The organism is Plantibacter flavus, from assembly GCF_051487245.1.
GTDB classification, from domain to species: Bacteria; Actinomycetota; Actinomycetes; order Actinomycetales; family Microbacteriaceae; genus Plantibacter; species Plantibacter flavus_B.
The window spans coordinates 43,405-61,665 of sequence record NZ_JAHVDH010000003.1; the positions used below are offsets into that span (position 1 = coordinate 43,405).

Annotated in this window: 14 protein-coding genes, 1 tRNA gene and 1 other RNA gene; 7 read left to right on the plus strand and 9 right to left on the minus strand. The window is 69.7% G+C overall.

Features of this window, described 5'->3' with window-relative positions; genetic code table 11:
- Positions 1-2: 2 nt before the first annotated feature.
- The 3 genes from KXS11_RS07310 to ffs all read right to left on the minus strand — a co-directional run bounded on the left by KXS11_RS07310 (position 3) and on the right by ffs (position 3,718).
- Positions 3-1,229 carry an acetate/propionate family kinase gene (locus tag KXS11_RS07310; RefSeq protein ID WP_437384903.1) on the minus strand — a complete coding sequence of 409 codons (1,227 nt, stop codon included), beginning with the start codon at positions 1,227-1,229 and terminating at the stop codon, positions 3-5.
- Positions 1,230-1,244: 15 nt separating this feature from the next.
- The gene (gene pta / locus KXS11_RS07315; protein WP_437384904.1) at positions 1,245-3,413 is read right to left on the minus strand and encodes a phosphate acetyltransferase; all 2,169 of its coding nucleotides are present in this window, start codon (positions 3,411-3,413) and stop codon (positions 1,245-1,247) included.
- Between the two features lie 208 nt (positions 3,414-3,621).
- Positions 3,622-3,718: signal recognition particle sRNA small type (ffs, locus tag KXS11_RS07320), an RNA gene on the minus strand.
- A 100-nt stretch (positions 3,719-3,818) separates the two neighbouring features.
- Here ffs and KXS11_RS07325 point away from each other — a divergent pair.
- The 5 genes from KXS11_RS07325 (at position 3,819) to KXS11_RS07345 (ending at position 10,294) form a co-directional block, all read left to right on the plus strand.
- On the plus strand, positions 3,819-4,469 hold the full coding sequence (locus tag KXS11_RS07325) for an SDR family oxidoreductase (RefSeq protein WP_437384905.1): 651 nt from the start codon (positions 3,819-3,821) through the stop codon (positions 4,467-4,469).
- Between the two features lie 352 nt (positions 4,470-4,821).
- On the plus strand, positions 4,822-5,451 hold the full coding sequence (locus KXS11_RS07330; RefSeq protein WP_437384906.1) for a hypothetical protein: 630 nt from the start codon (positions 4,822-4,824) through the stop codon (positions 5,449-5,451).
- Entirely contained in the window at positions 5,448-6,494 is a 1,047-nt protein-coding gene (locus KXS11_RS07335) for an AAA family ATPase (protein WP_437384907.1), read from the plus strand. Before KXS11_RS07330 ends, KXS11_RS07335 begins: the two co-directional genes overlap by 4 nt.
- 4 nt (positions 6,495-6,498) lie before the next feature.
- A complete protein-coding gene (locus KXS11_RS07340; RefSeq protein WP_437384908.1) occupies positions 6,499-7,881 on the plus strand; it encodes a DUF58 domain-containing protein in 1,383 nt (460 codons plus the stop codon).
- Positions 7,868-10,294 (plus strand): transglutaminaseTgpA domain-containing protein, encoded by a 2,427-nt coding sequence (locus KXS11_RS07345; protein WP_437384909.1) that lies wholly within the window; start codon positions 7,868-7,870, stop codon positions 10,292-10,294. The genes KXS11_RS07340 and KXS11_RS07345 overlap by 14 nt, the downstream gene beginning before the upstream one ends.
- 171 nt (positions 10,295-10,465) lie before the next feature.
- On the opposite strand, the gene KXS11_RS07350 is transcribed toward KXS11_RS07345, so the two are convergent.
- A tRNA-Ser gene (locus tag KXS11_RS07350) sits at positions 10,466-10,553 on the minus strand.
- Positions 10,554-10,689: 136 nt separating this feature from the next.
- Between KXS11_RS07350 and KXS11_RS07355 the strand changes: the two genes are divergently transcribed.
- Positions 10,690-11,133 (plus strand): MarR family winged helix-turn-helix transcriptional regulator, encoded by a 444-nt coding sequence (locus tag KXS11_RS07355; protein WP_437384910.1) that lies wholly within the window; start codon positions 10,690-10,692, stop codon positions 11,131-11,133.
- Positions 11,134-11,314: 181 nt separating this feature from the next.
- Positions 11,315-12,784 carry an MATE family efflux transporter gene (locus KXS11_RS07360; protein WP_437384911.1) on the plus strand — a complete coding sequence of 490 codons (1,470 nt, stop codon included), beginning with the start codon at positions 11,315-11,317 and terminating at the stop codon, positions 12,782-12,784.
- A gap of 142 nt (positions 12,785-12,926) precedes the next feature.
- On the opposite strand, the gene KXS11_RS07365 is transcribed toward KXS11_RS07360, so the two are convergent.
- The 5 genes from KXS11_RS07365 to KXS11_RS07385 form a co-directional block, all read right to left on the minus strand.
- Positions 12,927-13,658, minus strand: a complete 732-nt coding sequence (locus tag KXS11_RS07365; RefSeq protein ID WP_437384912.1) for a glycosyltransferase — start codon at positions 13,656-13,658, stop codon at positions 12,927-12,929.
- The gene (locus KXS11_RS07370) at positions 13,655-15,049 is read right to left on the minus strand and encodes a PIG-L family deacetylase (RefSeq protein ID WP_437384913.1); all 1,395 of its coding nucleotides are present in this window, start codon (positions 15,047-15,049) and stop codon (positions 13,655-13,657) included. Before KXS11_RS07370 ends, KXS11_RS07365 begins: the two co-directional genes overlap by 4 nt.
- Positions 15,049-16,071, minus strand: a complete 1,023-nt coding sequence (locus tag KXS11_RS07375; RefSeq protein WP_437384914.1) for an acyl-CoA dehydrogenase — start codon at positions 16,069-16,071, stop codon at positions 15,049-15,051. The genes KXS11_RS07370 and KXS11_RS07375 overlap by 1 nt, the downstream gene beginning before the upstream one ends.
- 213 nt (positions 16,072-16,284) lie before the next feature.
- The gene (locus tag KXS11_RS07380) at positions 16,285-17,295 is read right to left on the minus strand and encodes a 1-aminocyclopropane-1-carboxylate deaminase (protein WP_437384915.1); all 1,011 of its coding nucleotides are present in this window, start codon (positions 17,293-17,295) and stop codon (positions 16,285-16,287) included.
- A gap of 208 nt (positions 17,296-17,503) precedes the next feature.
- Positions 17,504-18,172, minus strand: coding sequence for a GntR family transcriptional regulator (locus tag KXS11_RS07385; RefSeq protein ID WP_437384916.1), 669 nt, complete (start codon positions 18,170-18,172; stop codon positions 17,504-17,506).
- Between the last annotated feature and the right edge of the window lie 89 nt (positions 18,173-18,261).

The following is an 18,261-nucleotide window of genomic DNA, read 5'->3' on the forward strand; positions in this document are numbered from 1 at the left end:
GATTACGCGAGCGCAGCGACCGTCTGGCGCGCGATCTCGAGCTCCTCGTTCGTCGGCACGACGAGCACGGTGACCGGGGAGTCGTCGGTGGAGATGACCCGGATACCAGGAACGCGCGTCGCGTTACGCTCCTCGTCGAGAACGATGCCGAGCCCCTCGAGCCCCTGCACCGCACCGGCACGGATGAGCGGCGCGTTCTCCCCCACGCCGGCCGTGAACACCACGACGTCGAGCCCGCCGAGCACCGCGAGATATGCGCCCAGGTAGTGCCGCAACCGATGGATCGTCACCTCGAGGGCGAGCTTCGCTGCTTCGTCTCCCTGCGCCGCTGCGTCCGTGACATCACGCATGTCGCCAGTACCCGACAGCCCGAGCAGACCGCTCCGCCGGTTCAACAGCGTGTCCAGTTCCTCGAACCCGAGCCCGGCCTTGCGATGCAGATGGAACAGCACCGCCGGATCGAGGTCGCCCGATCGGGTCCCCATCACGAGCCCCTCCAACGGCGTCATGCCCATCGACGTGTCGACCGACCGACCGCCGTCGACCGCGCACGCCGAAGCACCGTTGCCGAGATGGAAGACGATCTGCTTCAGCTCGCCGAGTGGACGCTCGAGGTATGCCGCAGCGGCCTCCGACACGAACTTGTGCGACGTGCCGTGGAAGCCGTACCGACGCACCCGGTGCTTCTCGGCCAGCTCCGCATCGATCGCATACGTGTACGCCGCCGCCGGAATCGTCTGATGGAACGCCGTGTCGAACACCGCCACATGCGGCACATCCGGGAACGCCGCCTGCGCCGCCGTGATGCCCTGCAGGTTCGCGGGGTTGTGCAGCGGCGCGAGCTCGGAGATGTCCTCGATGTTGATCTTCACGAGATCGGTGACGACCGTCGGCTCGAAGAATCGCTTCCCACCGTGCACGACCCGGTGCCCGACCGCGACCGGAGCGTGCTCCACCAACGACGGACCGTGCTCGGCGAACGCCTCGAGCATCACACGGAACCCGGCGGTGTGGTCGTGGATCGTGCGCTCGATCAGCCAGCGCTCCTCGATCGGCGGGTCGTCGACGCCCGCCGCCTGGTCGATGGTGAACGACCGGTGCTCCGCAGCCCCGCTCTCATCACCGATGCGTTCGACGAGGCCACTCGCAAGCGTCCGCTCCGTCTCGACATCGATGAGCTGGTACTTGAACGACGAGGAACCGGAGTTCACCACGAGAACGGTTGGCATATGCGTGCGGAGTCCTTATTCCTGTTCTTGCGCCTGGATGGCGGTGATGGCGACAGTGTTCACGATGTCCTGCACGAGGGCCCCCCGCGAGAGATCGTTGATCGGCTTGTTGAGCCCCTGCAGCACCGGCCCGATGGCGACAGCACCAGCCGAACGCTGCACCGCCTTGTAGGTGTTGTTGCCGGTGTTGAGGTCGGGGAAGATGAAGACCGTCGCACGGCCGGCGACCTGCGAGTCCGGCATCTTCGTCGCAGCCACCGCAGCATCCGCAGCAGCGTCGTACTGGATCGGGCCCTCGACGAGCAGGTCGGGACGACGCTCACGCACCTGCTGCGTCGCAGAACGCACCTTCTCCACGTCCGCGCCGGCACCGGAGTCGCCCGTCGAGTACGAGAGCATCGCGATGCGCTGCTCGATACCGAACTGCTCAGCCGTCTCAGCCGACGAGATCGCGATGTCCGCCAGCTGGGCGTCCGTCGGGTCGGGGTTCACGGCGCAGTCTCCGTAGACGAGGACGCGGTCGGCGAGCGCCATCAGGAACACGCTCGACACGACCGAGACCCCCGGCTTCGTCTTGATGATCTCGAACGACGGACGGATCGTGTGCGCCGTGGTGTGCGCCGCACCCGACACCATGCCGTCGGCGAGCCCCAGGTGCACCATCATCGTGCCGAAGTAGGAGACGTCGGTGACGGCGTCGTTCGCCATGTCGATCGTGACGCCCTTGTGTGCGCGCAGCTTCGCGTACTCCTGCGCGAACTTGAACCGCAGCACGGCGTCGAACGGACTGACGATCGTCGCCTTACTGAGGTCGATGCCGAGTTCGATGGCCCGCGACCGCACTTCGATCTCCTCACCGAGGATCGTGAGGTCGGCGACCTCGCGGGCGAGCAGGGTACCCGCCGCGCGGAGGATGCGGTCGTCGTCGCCCTCAGGCAGGACGATGTGCTTGCGGTTCGAGCGGGCACGCTCCAGCAGGCCGTACTCGAACATGAGCGGCGTGACGACGTCTGCACGCGCGACGTTCAGCAGCTCCAGCAGCAGCGGTGCGTCGACGTTCTGCTCGAACAGCGCGAGCGCCGTGTCGTACTTGCGTTGCGAGTCGGCCGCGAGACGCCCACGTGTGTTCATGACCCGGACGGCGGTCTCATAGGTACCGAGGTCGGTGCTGACGATGGGCGGGATCTCGCCGAGCCCGGAGATGAGCTGCTCGACCGCCTCCGGCAGCGGGAAGCCACCGTTCAGGACGATGCCGGCGATGGACGGGAAGGTGTCGGATGCGTTCGCCATGAGCGCCGCGAGCAGCACCTCGGTGCGGTCGGCGGGGATCACGATGACGGCACCCTCGGTGAGTCGCGGCAGCACGTTCACCATCGACATGCCGGCGACCACCACGCCGAGCGCCTCACGGGTGAGGAGCTCCTCGCTCCCCTTCACCAGCGTGCCGTCGACCGCCTCGAGGATGCTCTGCATCGTCGGCGCGATCAGGAAGGTGTCTTCAGGGATCGCCCACACGGGCACCATCGCGGCACCGGCAGCGTGGCCGGCCGGCGCGACGACGGAACCGTGGGCAGCGCCGTCGGGGTGGATCGCATCGCTGATCGCGGCCGTGATCTCGAGCAGATGCTCGGGGTCGGCACGGTTCGCGACGACGGCGAGGAGCTGCGCGTGAGCGTCGGCAAGCTCCCCGAGGGCGAGCTCCGCGATGTTCCGCATGTCGTCGGGCGTCCGCGCGAGCGATCGACCGAGCTGCTCACCTGACCCCTGCCCGGCACGACCACCGAGCACGAGCAGCACCGGTGCGCCGAGGTTCGTGGCGATCCGCGCGTTGTACCCGAGCTCGGTCGGGCTGCCGACGTCGGTGTAGTCGGAACCGAGGATGACGACCGCGTCGCACTGCGCCTCGATGTGCTTGTAGCGCTGCACGATACGGGAGAGCGCCGCCTCCGGGTCGGTGTGCACGTCGTCGTAGCTGACCCCGATGCAGTCCTCATAGGAGAGGTCGACGCCGTCGTGCTCGAGGAGCAGCTGCAGCACGTAGTCGGGTGCCGTGGTGGAGCGCGCGATGGGCCGGAACACCCCGATCCGCTCGATCTGGTGACTCAGGGTGTCGAGCACCCCGAGGGCCACCGTCGACTTCCCGGAGTGTCCTTCGGCAGAGATGATGTAAATGCTTCGCGCCACCCCTCAAGCCTAGGCCGGGGGCATCCGTGCCCGCTGGGTATCCGCACAATGCTGTGTCGCCTACCGGACAGCCTGTCACCGGGCGGACCCGGAGTTCGTCGACGAGCGGTCCCGGTTGCGGGCGGTCGGCCAGAAAGAGTGGATGGATTTCCGATCTGGACCCGTGATCCTGCGGCCAGATGAGGATCGGTATGGCCCGCCCGGAGCACGAAAAGACTCCCCGCGCACCCGCCAGAGCCCGGTTACCCTTGCTGCGTTTCCGCCCTGGGGGAGTTGGCCTGGATGGCGCCACGCGGGGAGCCGTCAACCAGTGTACCTGAGCATCGGCCGGGTTGCGCGCGCCGCCGATGGGGCGTTGACTGACGCACGCAACACCCGAGCATCCACCCGAACGAGAGGACCCGAATGACTGACGTCGTGATCGCCGGAGGACACGGACAGATCGCCCTGCACCTGCAGCGCCTCCTCGCCGAAGCAGGGCACTCCCCCGCCGGCATCATCCGCAACCCGGAACAGGTCGGCGAACTGCAGGCCATCGGCTCCCGAGCCATCGTCCTCGACCTGGAGCACTCGTCCGCTGCTGAGCTCGCCGACGAACTCGCCGGGGCCGATGTGGTCGTCTTCGCGGCGGGCGCCGGCCCGAACAGCGGCGCGGAACGGAAGCTGACCCTCGACCGCGACGGCGCCATCCTGCTGGCCGAGGCCGCCGAACTCGCGAACGTGCCCCGCTATCTGATGGTGTCCGCGATCAGCGCCGACGACTTCGACCCCGACTCCGACGACGTCTTCCAGGTCTACCTGAGGGCGAAGTCCGAAGCCGACGCCGATCTTCGCGGCCGCGACCTCGACTGGACGATCGTCCGCCCGGGTGGCCTGACCGACGACGAGCCCACGGGCCGCATCACGGCGGCGGCATCCACCGGCCGCGGCACGATCCCTCGTGCGGAGGTGGCTGCAGTCCTGCTCTCGCTCATCGAGACCGGGGCCGCGTCACGCACGCAGTTCGAAGTCATCGAGGGCTCGACGCCGATCGCGGAGGCGCTCGCGGCCCTGTAGTCGCGCCGGGTGACCTGCGCACCCGGTGCCTGAGCCTGTCGACGGACGCCTCGACGAGCTCGGCGACCGGGTGGGCACTCCGGTGGCCAGGTAGGCACTTCAGCGACCGGGTGCACTTCAGCAACCGGGGGCACTTCAGCGACCGGGTGCACTTCAGCGACCGGGTGCACTTCAGCGACCGGGTGCACTTCAGCGACCGGGTGCACTTCAGCGACCGTGTGCACTTCAGCGCCCATCCGCTCCGGCCCGCGTTCCGAACAGATCATGTGCAACGCAACTGCGCCACATATGCAACTGCTGTGCACCATTCCGCCAGGGGTGTTACCTGTTCGTTATCAGCCATAGGATCGGCATGAGTGGATCAGACCGCCACGACGAGGTGAGGCCGACGATGGATCAGCGTTACGATCCCGCATTCCAGCGCGGACACACCGCCGAGCGCCCACGTCCGGTCGCCATCGAGAACAGCCGCCGCAGCCACCTCGCCTCATTGGAGGAGATCGCACCCCAGCTGATCGAGCCACCACGGGACGCACCGGTTCGCCCGCCCGTCGACGACCGCTTCGACCGCGGCCACGACGGCGGATACGACGGCGGCCCTCGAGCGCGCGTACAACCGTACGAGCAGCGCACCACGAGTGTCGACGCCAGGATCGGTGATGCGCCAGCTCCGGCCAACACCCTGTCGGAAGCACCCGAGGGCTTCGATGGAGCAGATCCCCTCCCGCCGCGCCGCAACAGCTGGGAGCACGCCCTGTGGGTCATCGGCGTCGTGCTCACTGTCGGCGGGATCGTCCTCACCTGGCAGGCGACGAACAACTCCTTCCGCGGATGGAACTCGTCGGACGGCCCCGAGACCGGCTACATCCTCATGCAGACCGTCTACGCGATCGCACCCGGCTTCATCACCGTCGGCCTCGCCACCATCGTCGCGCTCATCTTCCGGCGCATGCTCGACCACGACCGCAGGAGCCGATCATGACGGAACAGACCTCGCGCATCGACCCAGAGCTCCGCGACACGGTCGCCGCCATCAAACCGCCCCTCGGCGCCGCAGAGTTCCAGGCGCTCGCGGAACGCATCCTCCAGAACGTTGAGCAGGTGCTCGACGGCAAGCCCTTCGCCACCCGCATGGCGCTCATCGTCATGCTCGCCGAAGGTCACCTCCTCATCGAGGACGTACCGGGCGTCGGCAAGACGGTGCTCGCGAAGGCCCTCGCCGCCTCGGTCGGGAGCAGCGTCCGCCGCATCCAGTTCACACCGGACCTGCTGCCCTCCGACGTCACCGGCGTCTCGATCTTCAACCAGGTGGACCGCGAGTTCGAGTTCAAGCCGGGTGCGGTGTTCGCGAACATCGTGATCGCCGACGAGATCAACCGCTCCTCACCGAAGACGCAGTCGGCGCTGCTGGAGTCGATGGAGGAAGGACAGGTGACCGTCGACGGCGAGACGCACGCGCTGCCGTCACCGTTCACCGTCGTCGCCACCCAGAACCCGTTGGAGATGGAGGGGACGTACGCCCTCCCGGAGGCCCAGCGCGACCGGTTCATGGCACGGATCTCGATGGGCTACCCCGATTCCACCGCTGAACTCGCGATGCTGCGCCAGCGCGACACCGTCAACCCGCTCGACACGATCTCTCCGGTTGCGAGCCGCAGCGACGTCGAGCGCCTCATCGCCTGGGCGCGCAGCGTGTTCGTGTCGCCGATCGTCGAGCAGTACTGCGTCTCGCTGGTGCAGGCCACGAGAACCCACCCGGAGCTGCGTCTCGGGGCAAGCCCGCGCGCGACCCTGCAACTCGTGCGGGCGGCGAAAGTGCTCGCGGCCCTCGACGGTCGTGAGTTCGTCCTCCCCGACGACATCGACCAGTTGCTCGCCCCGGTGCTCGCCCACCGCCTCATCCCCACGCGTCGAGCCGTCAGCGCACACGACCGTTCCGGTGTGCAGGCGGTCGCCGAGGTGCTCGTCGAACTGCTCGAGCGCACGCCCGTGCCTCACTCGGGCCGGGTCGACCAGAGGTCCTGAGGCGATGAAGCGCCGGGCGCCGCTCACGAGACGCGCCGTCGGCGTGCTCGTCGCCGCGGGTGTGTGCCTCGTGTTCGCGCGCGGGATCGGCTCGCAGGAGCTCCTCGCAGCAGCCGGGCTGCTCATCGCCCTCGTCGCAGCGAGCTTCGGCGCCGTCTACCTCGAGCGCCCCTCCCTCCGCGTCGACCGCTTCACCCGGCCGGACCTCGTCAGCGTCGGCGGGCGCACCGAGGTCGAGGTCACCATCGCCGAGACGAGTGCCCTTCCGCACGTCCACACCGAGTGGAAGGACCGCGTCCCGCCGGGGCTCAACGGGAGCGCCTCCGGCACCCTGCCGAGCACCGGGGTCGCCGGCATCGGTTCGCGCGGCCGCACCGCCCGATACACCGTGACCGCTCTGCGCCGTGGCGAGCACCAACTCGGCCCCCTCGCCCTCACCGTGAGCGACCCGTTCGGTCTCGTCGTCCGGCGGCGGGACGTCGGTGGCACCCACCCCGTCATCGTCCTGCCGGAGATCATCGCACTGCCCGAGATCCCGGCCCTCACGGCCAGCCGAGACGGGTCGACGAGGCCATCCGCACTCCACGTCGGCGTCGGCGAGGACGACATCATCGCCCGCCCCTACCTCCCGGGCGACGCGGTCCGCAGGCTGCACTGGCGCGCGAGCGCCCACCACGGTGAGCTCATGGTGCGACAGGAGGAACAGCGCAACGACCCTGAAGCGACCGTGCTGCTCGACACCGCGGCAGCGCACTGGGCGTGGCCCGACGACGATCCCTCGTACCTGCCGGCCTTCGAGCAGGCCGTCTCACTCGCGGCCTCCATCGCGAACCACCTCGTCGACGCCGACTACCGGGTGAACCTCTTCGGCGCAGGCGACGAAGGACTGGCCCGCGAGATCAGCGCCCGGTCCGCCGCGAGCGGACTCCGGTCGTCACCGGTCGGCGGCATGGGCGATGCCCTCGAACGCAGCGGCCAGCACGTCGAGGAGGACGAACTCGATGCAGCGCTCCTCGACCTCGCCCTGCTGCGGCCCACGCGGAACGAGAACCGGTTCCTCGACCTCTCCCAGGTCACGGCCGCCCGACGCGCCCAACCGGTCATCGCGATCCTCGGCGACGTCGACGAGGGCGACCTCAGTGAGCTGACGGCGGTCGCGCACCTCTCCCCGCTGCCGATCGCCCTCCTGCCCGCCGGCGCCCGCCACCGCACCATCGACCTCCTGCAGCTCGCCGGGTGGCGCTGCCACGTCGGCGAACGCGGCGAGTCGTTCTCCGCACTCTGGCTCGGGACGAGCGGGCCGGCGACCACGACCAGCGCATCGCCGACTGGGCGCACGAGAGGTCGCGCCGGTCGCCGGAACGGAGGCGATCGTGGCGGTCACTGAGGATCGACGCCTCCCTCCGCAGCACCGACCGTCGACCCCTGATCCGGCTGCGGGTGGCGGGTCCGGCACCGGAGCGAGTGGCGGCTCCTGGTCCAACCTCCCTCGCGCGGACGACCCGCGCGACACCGCGAACGTCGGCGATCTCCGGCTCGCGCTCGCGGCCTTCGTCCTCCTGGCGACCGGTGGTCTGGGCTTCGGCCGGGTCCTCGCCGAACTCGACTGGTGGTTCGTCACGAATCTCGTGATGGCGATCGTCATCGCCACTGCCGTGCTCCTCCGGCGGACCCGACTGCCGGCGGCCCTCGTCTGGCTCGGTGCCGCCGCCGTCTGGCTCGTCACCATCACGCTGTTCTTCGCCTCCTCGACCTCGATCGTCGGGCTCATCCCCACGCCGGCGACGTTCGACGCGTTCGTCCAGTTGCGGGACGCCGGATTCCAGACCTTCCACGACGGCTCGGCGCCGCTCGACACCGACGGCGGTGTCGTCTTCGTCATGGCAGCGGGTGGTGGCCTGGTCGCACTCGCCGTCGCCTGGCTGGTGCTCGGCCGGCATGCGCCCGTGATCGCCGGGGTGTTCGTCGTGGCCGTGTACGCCGCGCCGACCGTCGCCGTCTCCTTCCCCCTGGACCCGTGGGTGTTCGCGCTCGTCGCCGTGTCGTTCCTGTGGCTCCTGCGGGAGGACGTGCGACGCAAGGAGCTCCTGCGGGCGGTCGCGGCCGCTCGGGCGTCGGGCCGCGGCGCCGGCCGCGCCGCCGTCGCCGGCAACGGGCGGCTCGGGAGTGTCGGCCCGGCGATCATCGTCAGTGCCGTCGCCGTGATCGTCGCCCTCCTCACCCCGGCGATCCTGCCCGACCTCGCGGTCCGTGACGCGACCGTCGGAGCGCGCGGCACCGGCCCGTTCGTCAACGGCATCAACCCGCTCATCTCACTCGGGCAAAGCCTGCGACGCCCGGCGAACACGACGGCGCTGCAGTACACCACCACCGCCGACGCGGCCCCGTATCTGAAGGTCACCGACCTCAACGAGTTCACCGGCAGCGTGTGGGGACCGGACAACTCCGGCTACGACGACGACAACCGCATCGACGCCTTCGCCACACCACCGGGTCTCGGTGAGGCCATCCCGGTGGAGACGTTCGAGACGACCGTCACGATCGACTCGCTGTCGAGTCCGTGGCTCCCGCTGCCGTACCCGACGAAGCAGGTCGACGGCCTTCGCGGCGACTGGCGCTTCGAGGCGGCTGGACTCACCGCGATGGCCCGCAGCGGGTCGACGCGCGGGCAGACGTACACGGCGACGAGCTATCAGGTGCTCCCCACCGCGCAGCAGATGCGCGACGTGCCGCCCGTCGCCGACCGCGCATCCGCCGAACCGTACCTGGCGCTGCCGGAGGACATGCCCGACATCATCGGGGACACGGCGCGCGAGGTGACGGCCACGGCATCGACCGACTACGACCGGGCGATCGCGTTGCAGCGGTACTTCCGCAGCACCTTCGAGTACTCGGAGACCGCGCCGGTCGAGGAGGGCTTCGACGGCAGCGGGACGGACGTGATCGCGACGTTCCTCGAACGCAAAGCCGGGTACTGCATCCACTTCTCCTCCGCGATGGCCGTGATGGCGCGGATCCTCGACATCCCCGCGCGCATCGCGATCGGCTACCTGCCGGGCACCACGATCGACAACACCGTTGCGAACCGCGACACCTACGTGGTGACCTCCGACCAGCTGCACGCCTGGCCCGAGCTGTACTTCGAGGGCGTCGGTTGGGTGCCCTTCGAGCCGACCGCGAGCCGCGGAGTGGTCACGTCGTTCAGCGACGAGAGTTCGGCGACACCCGGGAGTGGTTCGGTGAACCCGGACAGCCGGCCGGCGCCGACGGCGGAGTCGACCCCGACACCGTCGGCGAGTGCCCTCGGCGGGCCGACGGAGACCGCGACCGACGGTGCACTGCCGGCCGCCCTCGTGCCGTTCGCGATCGTGCTCGGGGTGCTCCTGCTGCTGGCGAGCCCGGCGATCGCCCGAGGTGTCAGTCGGTCGGTCCGGCGTCGCCGGGCGGTCTCCGAGGGGACGAGCGCCGGTTGGGCGTGGTCCGAGTTCCTCGACAGTGCGCGGGACCTCGGTTTCTCGGTCACGTCGGCGGAGTCGCCTCGCGGGTTCGTCGCGCGGCTGCACGGGCAGTTCCGGATCGATTCGCCGGCGATCGACCGGCTGCTCGCGGCGGTCGAACGGGAGAGCTACGCGCCGGGCACGAATCCGGCGGCGGCGCTCGACGCGACGTTGACCGAGGCGGTCGGTGCACTGCGGGCGGCGAGCACCCCGTTCGAACGGTTCGTCGCGAGCGTGCTTCCGCGGTCGCTGGTGTTGCGGGCTGATCAGCGGGTGGACTGGCGGCCGCCCGCGACCGGGTGAGTGTGGCCAGCGCGATGCGCTGAGTCGAGCGCGGCCCACTGGCGCGACCGCGGGCCTCCGGAGGGGTGCGCCCGCGCGAGCGCACCGCGCTGACGCGGGTGGCGACGAACCCGGGCAGACCAGCCCCCAGACGCACGAAAGCCCTGATCAGCAGACCAGGGCTTTCGTTCTTGGCGGTGACGGAGAGATTCGAACTCTCGAAGGCTTGCACCTTACACGCTTTCCAAGCGTGCCTCTTCGGCCGCTTGAGTACGTCACCAACGCCTCACAATGTTACACGACTGAGCGCCGCACTTCGAACCCCTCCCGTGACCCTGACGCCAGCGCCACGACTCCTCGCCCATCGATCACTTCGAAGGTTGACTATTTGAGATCGAAGAGTTAGGGTTCTAACTATGAACGAAACGACGCCCGTCCTCACCAGCAGCCTCGAACTGATCCGCTGGATCGGCTGGGCACAGCGTAAGGTCGGCGAAGACTGGATCCGCGCCCGCGAACTCAGTCACGAGCAGGCCTTCGTCCTCGGTTACCTCGTCCAGAACCCCGGCGCCATCCAACGCGACATCGCCGAGATCAGTCGGACGAGCGCGGCAAGCGTGTCGAGCCTCCTGCAGGGGCTCGAACGACGCGAACTCGTCGATCGTCGAACCGAAGGCGACAATGCACGCAGCAAACGCGTGTATGCGACCCCGTCCGGCACCGAACTCATCGCCGGCTTCGACATCGCGATGCGCGCCGCCGACGACGTCATCCTCGCCCCACTGAACGACAGCGAGCGCGAGACCCTGCACACCCTCCTCACGAAGGTCACTGCCGAACTCCCGCAGCCGACCCGCTGAGCCGCGACGCCCCCAGCCGGTGACCCCGGCGGTGTCCGTCGCGCCTGGAATCATCGCCCACACCGGCACGCATGCGATCCATCGCATCGGTGCTCCCTCACCCGGACCCCCGGTCTCCTCAACCCCGCCGCGCCGGCCACCTTCGGCGCGCCCACGAACCTGCCCGGAAAGGAGCACGTTCATGAACCCCACGCCTTCAGATCCCACCGCCACGAACCCGTCTGCACTCTCCCCCGCCAGCGCGTCCGACGCCCCCGGCTCCAACCGCTGGTACCTCTCCACCGCCCCGATCATCCGTGCCCTCATCCACCTCTGCGTGCCGATGGCCGCGGCCATGATCGTCAGCGCCGTCTACAACCTCATCAACGCCGGGGTCATCGGTTCCCTCCACGACACTGCCCTCCTGGCAGCGATCACCCTGGGCGCTCCGATCCTCGGACTCGTCATGGGCATCGGCGACCTCTTCGGCGTCGGAGGCGGTGCCTTCATCTCGCGACTGCTCGGAGCCGCAGAACACGATCCGACCCGGGCAGGCCAGATCAAACGGGTCGCCTCCTTCGCCGTGTGGGGATCGCTCCTGACCGGCGCCCTGCTCGGCGGCATCGGCCTCGTGTTCCTCGGTCCGCTCGTCTCGCTCCTCGGGGCGGATGCCGCAGCCGTCCCCGCCACGACCGCGTTCGTCGGGGTGATGCTCGCCTTCGTCCCCGTCATGGCCACAGCCTTCTGTCTCGAGCAGCTCGTGCGAGCGGAAGGTGCAGCCCGTCAGGTGATGATCGCCCTCATCGCCTCGACGGTCGCCAACCTCGCACTCGACCTCGTGTTCATCCTCGGTCTCGGTTGGGGCGTCGCAGGAGCGGCGCTCGCGATGGGACTGGCGAACCTGGGCGTCGCCGTCTTCTTCGTCGCGTGGTTGCAACGCAACAGCGAGCACGTCAGCCTCGCACCGCGCTGGTTCACCCTCTCCCCCGCGGTCACGAGGCCGGTGCTCGGCGTCGGCGTCAGCACCCTGCTGCAATCGTCCTTCCTCATCGTCACCTCCCTCGTCCTCAACAACCTGGCTGCGGCGTACGGCGATGGCCCGCTCGCGGCGATGGGCGTCGCCGTCCGGATCGCGCAGGTACCGGAGTTCCTGCTCATGGGCGTCACCCTCGGTATCCTGCCCCTGCTCGCGTACACCTTCGGCAGAGGGGACGGAGCACGTCTCCGGGCCGCGCTGCGCACGTCCGCGCTCGCCGTCGGCGGGATCTCGATCCTGTTCGCGGGCGTCGTGTTCGTCTTCCGGGAGCAGATCGTCGCAGCGTTCATCGCAGATCCCGCCGTGCTCGGCCTCGGTGTGACGATTCTGGTCGCCCAGCTCACGGCGATGATCGCGAACGGCTTCACCGGGCTCATCACCTCCCTGTTCCAAGCGACGGGTCGGGCACTGGCGGCGACCGTCATGGCGGTCACCCAGGGTGTCCTGTTCATCCCGATCGTGCTGCTCGGCAACCTGTGGTTCGGGCTGAGCGGCATCGTGTGGTCGCTGACGGTCACCGAGGTGATCGTCGTCCTCGTCGGCGGAGCACTCTGGCTCGGCTCTCGGCCGGCGATCGAACGCGGCCTCGCGGACGGCACCCCGGAGCGCGCGGAGGCAGCTCTCGCAGAGGGGTGAGGGTCGCCGCGCCGGGTACCGCGCCCCGGGGCGGGTCCAGCGCGATGCGCCCGACCGACCGCGGGGGTGTAGCGCGAGCGCGGGTCTCCGGACGGGCGCGCTCGCGCCACAAGCCCGCGCTCGCGCCAGCGCACCGCGCTGACTACGACGACGCCGCGAGCGGGTATTCCGCCGCGAGGAACGCAGCATACCCGCCCGGCGTCCTCCCGCGCCGCCGGGCGGACGTGGTGACCATGCCGTCGAGGGTGGGGACGATCCGCAGTCCGGCGGCGCGGGCACGGGCGACGAGATCGACGTCCTCATGCTCAGGCATCGCACCGAACCCGCCGAGCTGTCGCAATCGGTCCGCTCGCACCCCGAGGTTCGCTCCGTGCACGTTCCCCGGCAGATGTCCGGCCGGGTGCGTCGCCAACCAGTGCTGCACGTCCCGCTCGGAGAATTCGTCGAAATCGGGCCGCACCGTCCCGAGGAGCACGTCGACACCAGCATCGAAGGCCGCCATGTGTGCCACGAACCAGTCGGCGGGAACCCGTGAATCGGCATCGGAGTTCGCGATCCACCGCTCGTCGTCGGCTGCGTCACCGAGCTGGAGTGCCGCTGCGACACCGGCGCCCCTCGCCGCCCCCACGCTCCGCTCGGTCACCGACACGACCACGCCTCCCGCACCAGGTTCCCACCCTCGCGCCAGGCGTTCGCGCACGATCCGTGCGGTGTCGTCGCGGCAGTCGTCGAGAACGATCACGACTCCGACCTCGAGCCCGGGCCGGTGAGCCAACACAACGGCACCGGCGACGAGCAGCGCATCGATGGATGCGCCCACCAGGTCCTCCTCGTCGTGCGCCGGCACCACTGCGTCGATCCGGCGGAGCATCATCTCGCCAAGCCGTGCTGCGCGGCGACACTCGGTTCACTGCGATCGACGAGGACGTCCAGGAGGAAGTCGTCCTCGACGTGCTGGACCGCGTGTCGTCCCGGCCAGCGCTCCAGCAGGCGGCGGTGCACGAACGACGCCGACGTCGCCGCATGGTCGTCCGGATGCCGCCAGTGGCAGGCCACGACGCTGCCCCCGTCCGCGAGACTGGCGAGGACACGGTCGATCACTCCGTCCAGGTCCGCCACGGAGAGGTAGTAGCCGACCTCGGAGAGCACGACGAGGTCGAACCTGCCCGTCGGCCACTCTTCCGGAACGGTGAGCCGTTCGAACCTGGCAGTCGGCACCGCGAGGCGCGCCACCGCGAGCGGAGCCTCGGCGATGTCGACCCCGAGGACGTCGTCGCTGCGCTCGGACAGCCGTCCGGCGAGCACCCCGGTCGCGCAGCCGATCTCCAGGACCGAGCCGTAGCGCCGACGCGGCAGAGCCGCGAGCAGCACCTCCCGTTTGCGTTCCTCGTACCAGGAGCCGAAGTCCCACCCGTCCGGGTGCTCGCGGTAGTGCGCGTCGAACGAGTCACGGGAACGCGACGACGCATCACTCCGACCGGCGGACGGGCCACCGAGGGCGAGTGCGCGCGCATCCGGGAACAGCACCTCGAAGCGGCGGGCGTAATGCTGCAGATGATGGTGGTCCACGATCGCCTCATCACCCGGCGCATCCGAGAGCGGTTCGGTCTGCGAGGGGTAGGCGTCCATCGCCGCGATCTTCGCGCCGTGGGCCGCAGCGTCCAAGCCCACCGTCCGCGCATCGGCCCACGGGAGGGTCTCGTCGTCCGTCGCCGCCCAGTGCCAGAGCCAGATCGGGAACTCGGCGAACGCGACACCCCGCTCTCCGGCGAGCGCCGCCGCGATCTCACCGGCCACCCGGTGGTCGCGGTGCCCGTCGCCACGCCACGGGGCGACGATCAACGGTCGGTCACCCGCAGCGTCGATCGCGTCCCGTAGGGCCAGTGCGAGCCGTGGACGTTCGTCGTCGAGGCCACCGTCCGGCACCCGCAGCAGGACGTGCCGCACCTGCGGATGCAGGCGGGCGAGCGCATCGGTGAACTCCCGCTCGCGCACTCGGGCGAGCGACTCCGGGGTCGTCGTCGGCGAATCCGGATGGGAGCCCTCGCCGAGCGTGACGAGGATGACCAGCACCGGGACGCCGGCTGACGCAGCAGCAGCGATGAGCCCACCGACGCCGAGCGACTCGTCGTCGGGGTGCGGCGACAGCACCACGATGCCGGTCGCAGCTCGCCAGCCGTCCCAGGCGTCCAGGTCGAGCTCGTGCAGTCGGGTGGCCCAGGCTGCGGCCGAGGTCCCTGGGTCTCGATGATCGAAGGCGGGCATCACTCGACCTCGAGGAGCATCCGACCGTACCTCGCGAGGTCGCGGTCGCCGTGGTCCTGCAGCACGTAGAGCTCCAGATCGGACATCCGGCTGAGGTGGGCGGGCTCGGTCGTGAGCGGACCCGGTCCGAGGGCGGCGAGGACCGCGGCCCGGATCGCGTCGACGCGACCCCGCACCGTTGAGCGGACGCGCTGGGCGAGCCTCGGCCCCGCAGCGCCCTCCGCTCGTCCCTGCTCGATGGCGCGCGCCGCCTCCGCGATCGCCTGCTCGGCGATCGCCAGGTCGATCGCGGCCGTTCCCAGGGTGCGGAGCAGGAGCTCTGCACCCGGGCGGGTGCGAGCGGCGGCCAGGAGTCGGTCGACGAGGGGGACGGCGCCACCCCACCAACAGGCCGCGACACCGATGCCGCCCCACGAGAACCCCGGCCGGCGCAGGTACCAGCCGTCCTCACCGACGGGCGATGCCGGCACCTGGCTGAACTCGACCGGACCGCTGGCGACGAGCGGCAGACCCCGGGCGAGCCAGGCGTCGTCGTCGGTCGTGACCCCGGGAGCGGTGAGGGAGACGGCGAACAGTCGACGCTCGCCCGGGCCGGTGTGCGCGGTGACGAGTGCATCGCTCAGGCGGGATGCGAGGGAGCACCACGGCTTGACGCCGTTCAGCCGCCAACCGTCGGGGCCCTGTGTCGCGTCGAGGTGCAGGCCGGGCGCTTCCGCGGCGAACACACCCCAGCTGGAGTCCGACGAAGCTTCGCGACCAGCCTGCCCGAGGATCCCGAGCGCGTCGAGGTGCGGTTCGACGACGCGCGCCAGCGTCACCTCGACGGCCGCGATCGCGCCGAGGCCGGCGAAGTGACGACCGGCGGTGTGCTGCTCGAGCGTCCCGACCAGAGCGGCCGCACGCGGTGCGAATGCGATCCGGGATTCGATGTCCCCCAGTGCCGCCGACGCTCCGTCGTGCAGCGCAGTGAGGTCGAGCTCGGACACGTCGTCCGGCCAGGCGGTCGACTGCAAGCGGATCATCCGACGACCGACCAGGTCGACTCGGATCCTTCGGATACGCGCATGCGACCTCCTCGCGTCGTGTGAGGTTCAAGCGTGCTCCGTGCGGCGCGGTGTCGCCCGGGGGTGGACCCTGGGCGCGGGGACTGATAGAGGCGGGTGGTGGCCGAGGACCTGGCCCGGAGTGTCGTCCTGGTCTCGCCCAGCGCCAGGCAACTGCAGCCCGGGAGCAGCTCAGTCGCGGAAGAGCGCGCTGTAGGCGTTGAGTGCCGGCTGCCCGCCGAGGTGCGCGTAGAGCACGTTGCTCGTCGCCGGGATGTCGCCACTCGTGACGAGGTCGATGAGGCCCGCCATCGACTTGCCCTCGTACACCGGATCGATGATGACGCCCTCGAGGCTCCCTGTCAGACGGATCGCCTCCATGGTCGACTCCACCGGGATCCCGTAGAGGTCACCGGCCCACCCCTCGAGCACGGTGATCTCGTCCTCTCGCAGTTCTCGGTCGAGGCCGATGAGCGACGCCGTGTTCCGAGCGATCCGCGCGACCTGGTCACGGGTCTCGTCGATCTTCGCGGACGCGTCGATGCCGATCACCCGACGAGGCCGTTCCTGCCCGGCGAACCCGGCGATCATGCCGGCATGTGTGGAACCGGTCACACTGCAGACGACGATGGTGTCGAAGAACACACCGAGCTCGCGCTCCTGCTGTTCCACCTCCATCGCCCAGTTCGCGAACCCGAGACCTCCGAGACGGTGGTCGGACGCACCGGCCGGGATCGCGTACGGGGTGCCACCGCGCTCACGGACGTCGTCGAGCGCACGCTCCCAGCTCGACTTGAAGCCGATCCCGAACCCGGCCGGGTCGAGCCGCACTTCAGCGCCCATGATCCGCGAGAGCATGATGTTCCCGACCCGGTCGTTGAGGGAGTCCGGCCAGTCCACCCAGTTCTCCTGCACCAGCACGGCCTGCATGCCGAGCTTCGCCGCGACCGCAGCCACCTGGCGCGTGTGGTTCGACTGGTAGCCACCGATCGACACGAGCGTGTCAGCTCCCTGCGCGATGGCGTCGGGGATGAGGTACTCGAGCTTCCGCGTCTTGTTCCCGCCGTAGGCGAGACCGGAGTTGACGTCCTCACGCTTGGCCCAGATCCTCGCCCCGCCGAGGTGCGCGGTGAGCCGACTCAGTTCATGGACGGGGCTCGGGCCGAACGTGAGCGGGTAACGGGGGAAGTCGCTGAGGGACACGGTGGCTCCTGGTTCTCGGTGGTGGTGAACGGCATGGGACGTCGGATGGTACGGCGGTGCAGGTGCAGTGGGGCGGTGGCTCAGGTGCGGCGGCTCAGGTGCGAAGGTGCACGTGGTGCGGTGGTGCAGGTGCGATGGTGCACGTGGTGCGGTGGTGCAGGTGCGATGGTGGGAAACAGCGTCACAGCCGTCGCAGCGACACAGCCGTTCAGCGCTCGTCCGGGTGGGCGAGCACGAGGTCGGCGAGGGTGGTCCAGTTCCCACGGACGAGCGTCGCAGCGGCGTCGGCATCGCCCGCCGCGCACCGCTCGATGACGGCGGCGTGCTGGGCGATCGATCCGCGGGCGGCGACGGACGAGAACCGCAACCGTTCGACCCGGTGCAGCAGCGGGGTGACCGCTTCGAGCGCATCGCGGATGAACGGGTTCGCGGCGACCTCGACCGCGACGGCGTGGAACGCGTCGTCGGCGTCGAGTGCGGCATCCGCGTCGTCTCGTTTGAGGGCCGCCGCGAACGCCTCGTTCGCCGCCTGCATGCGGTCGAGGTCGTCGCTGGTGAGGTTCGGAACGGCTTCACGCACGGCGAGTTCGTGCATGGCGGCGGCGACCGTCTGCGCCTGGAGCGTGGCCAGGGTGTCGAGCGGCGCCACGACGGTTGAGCGGCCGGGCTTCGCGACGACCAGACCACTGCGCGCAAGTCGGAGCACCGCCTCGCGGATCGGGGTGCGGCTCACGCCGAGCCAGCGTTCGAGCTCGGTGTCGACGAGTTTCTCCCCCGGCGCGAAGGTCCCGTCGACGATCGCGTTGCGCAGCGAGCGGTAGACGTCGTCGCGGAGCAGCGCACGACTGTGCAGGTTGGCTTCAGCGGGAGCGGGCATGCAATATATTGCACATTGCAACGCGGTGAAGTCAAGTCACAGCACCGCCGCGCCGTGCCGCGGGGCCCGGCACGGACTGAGTCAACCGT

Excerpts from the sequence above, each read along its gene's own strand:
- KXS11_RS07310 (WP_437384903.1), bottom strand. The coding sequence starts at position 1,229 with ATGCCAACCGTTCTCGTGGTGAACTCCGGTTCCTCGTCGTTCAAGTAC.
- KXS11_RS07365 (WP_437384912.1), bottom strand. The coding sequence starts at position 13,658 with ATGATGCTCCGCCGGATCGACGCAGTGGTGCCGGCGCACGACGAGGAG.
- KXS11_RS07325 (WP_437384905.1), top strand. The coding sequence starts at position 3,819 with ATGACTGACGTCGTGATCGCCGGAGGACACGGACAGATCGCCCTGCAC.
- KXS11_RS07355 (WP_437384910.1), top strand. The coding sequence starts at position 10,690 with ATGAACGAAACGACGCCCGTCCTCACCAGCAGCCTCGAACTGATCCGC.
- KXS11_RS07370 (WP_437384913.1), bottom strand. The coding sequence starts at position 15,049 with ATGCCCGCCTTCGATCATCGAGACCCAGGGACCTCGGCCGCAGCCTGG.
- KXS11_RS07385 (WP_437384916.1), bottom strand. The coding sequence starts at position 18,172 with ATGCCCGCTCCCGCTGAAGCCAACCTGCACAGTCGTGCGCTGCTCCGC.
- KXS11_RS07360 (WP_437384911.1), top strand. The coding sequence starts at position 11,315 with ATGAACCCCACGCCTTCAGATCCCACCGCCACGAACCCGTCTGCACTC.
- KXS11_RS07335 (WP_437384907.1), top strand. The coding sequence starts at position 5,448 with ATGACGGAACAGACCTCGCGCATCGACCCAGAGCTCCGCGACACGGTC.
- KXS11_RS07330 (WP_437384906.1), top strand. The coding sequence starts at position 4,822 with ATGAGTGGATCAGACCGCCACGACGAGGTGAGGCCGACGATGGATCAG.
- KXS11_RS07375 (WP_437384914.1), bottom strand. The coding sequence starts at position 16,071 with ATGATCCGCTTGCAGTCGACCGCCTGGCCGGACGACGTGTCCGAGCTC.
- KXS11_RS07340 (WP_437384908.1), top strand. The coding sequence starts at position 6,499 with ATGAAGCGCCGGGCGCCGCTCACGAGACGCGCCGTCGGCGTGCTCGTC.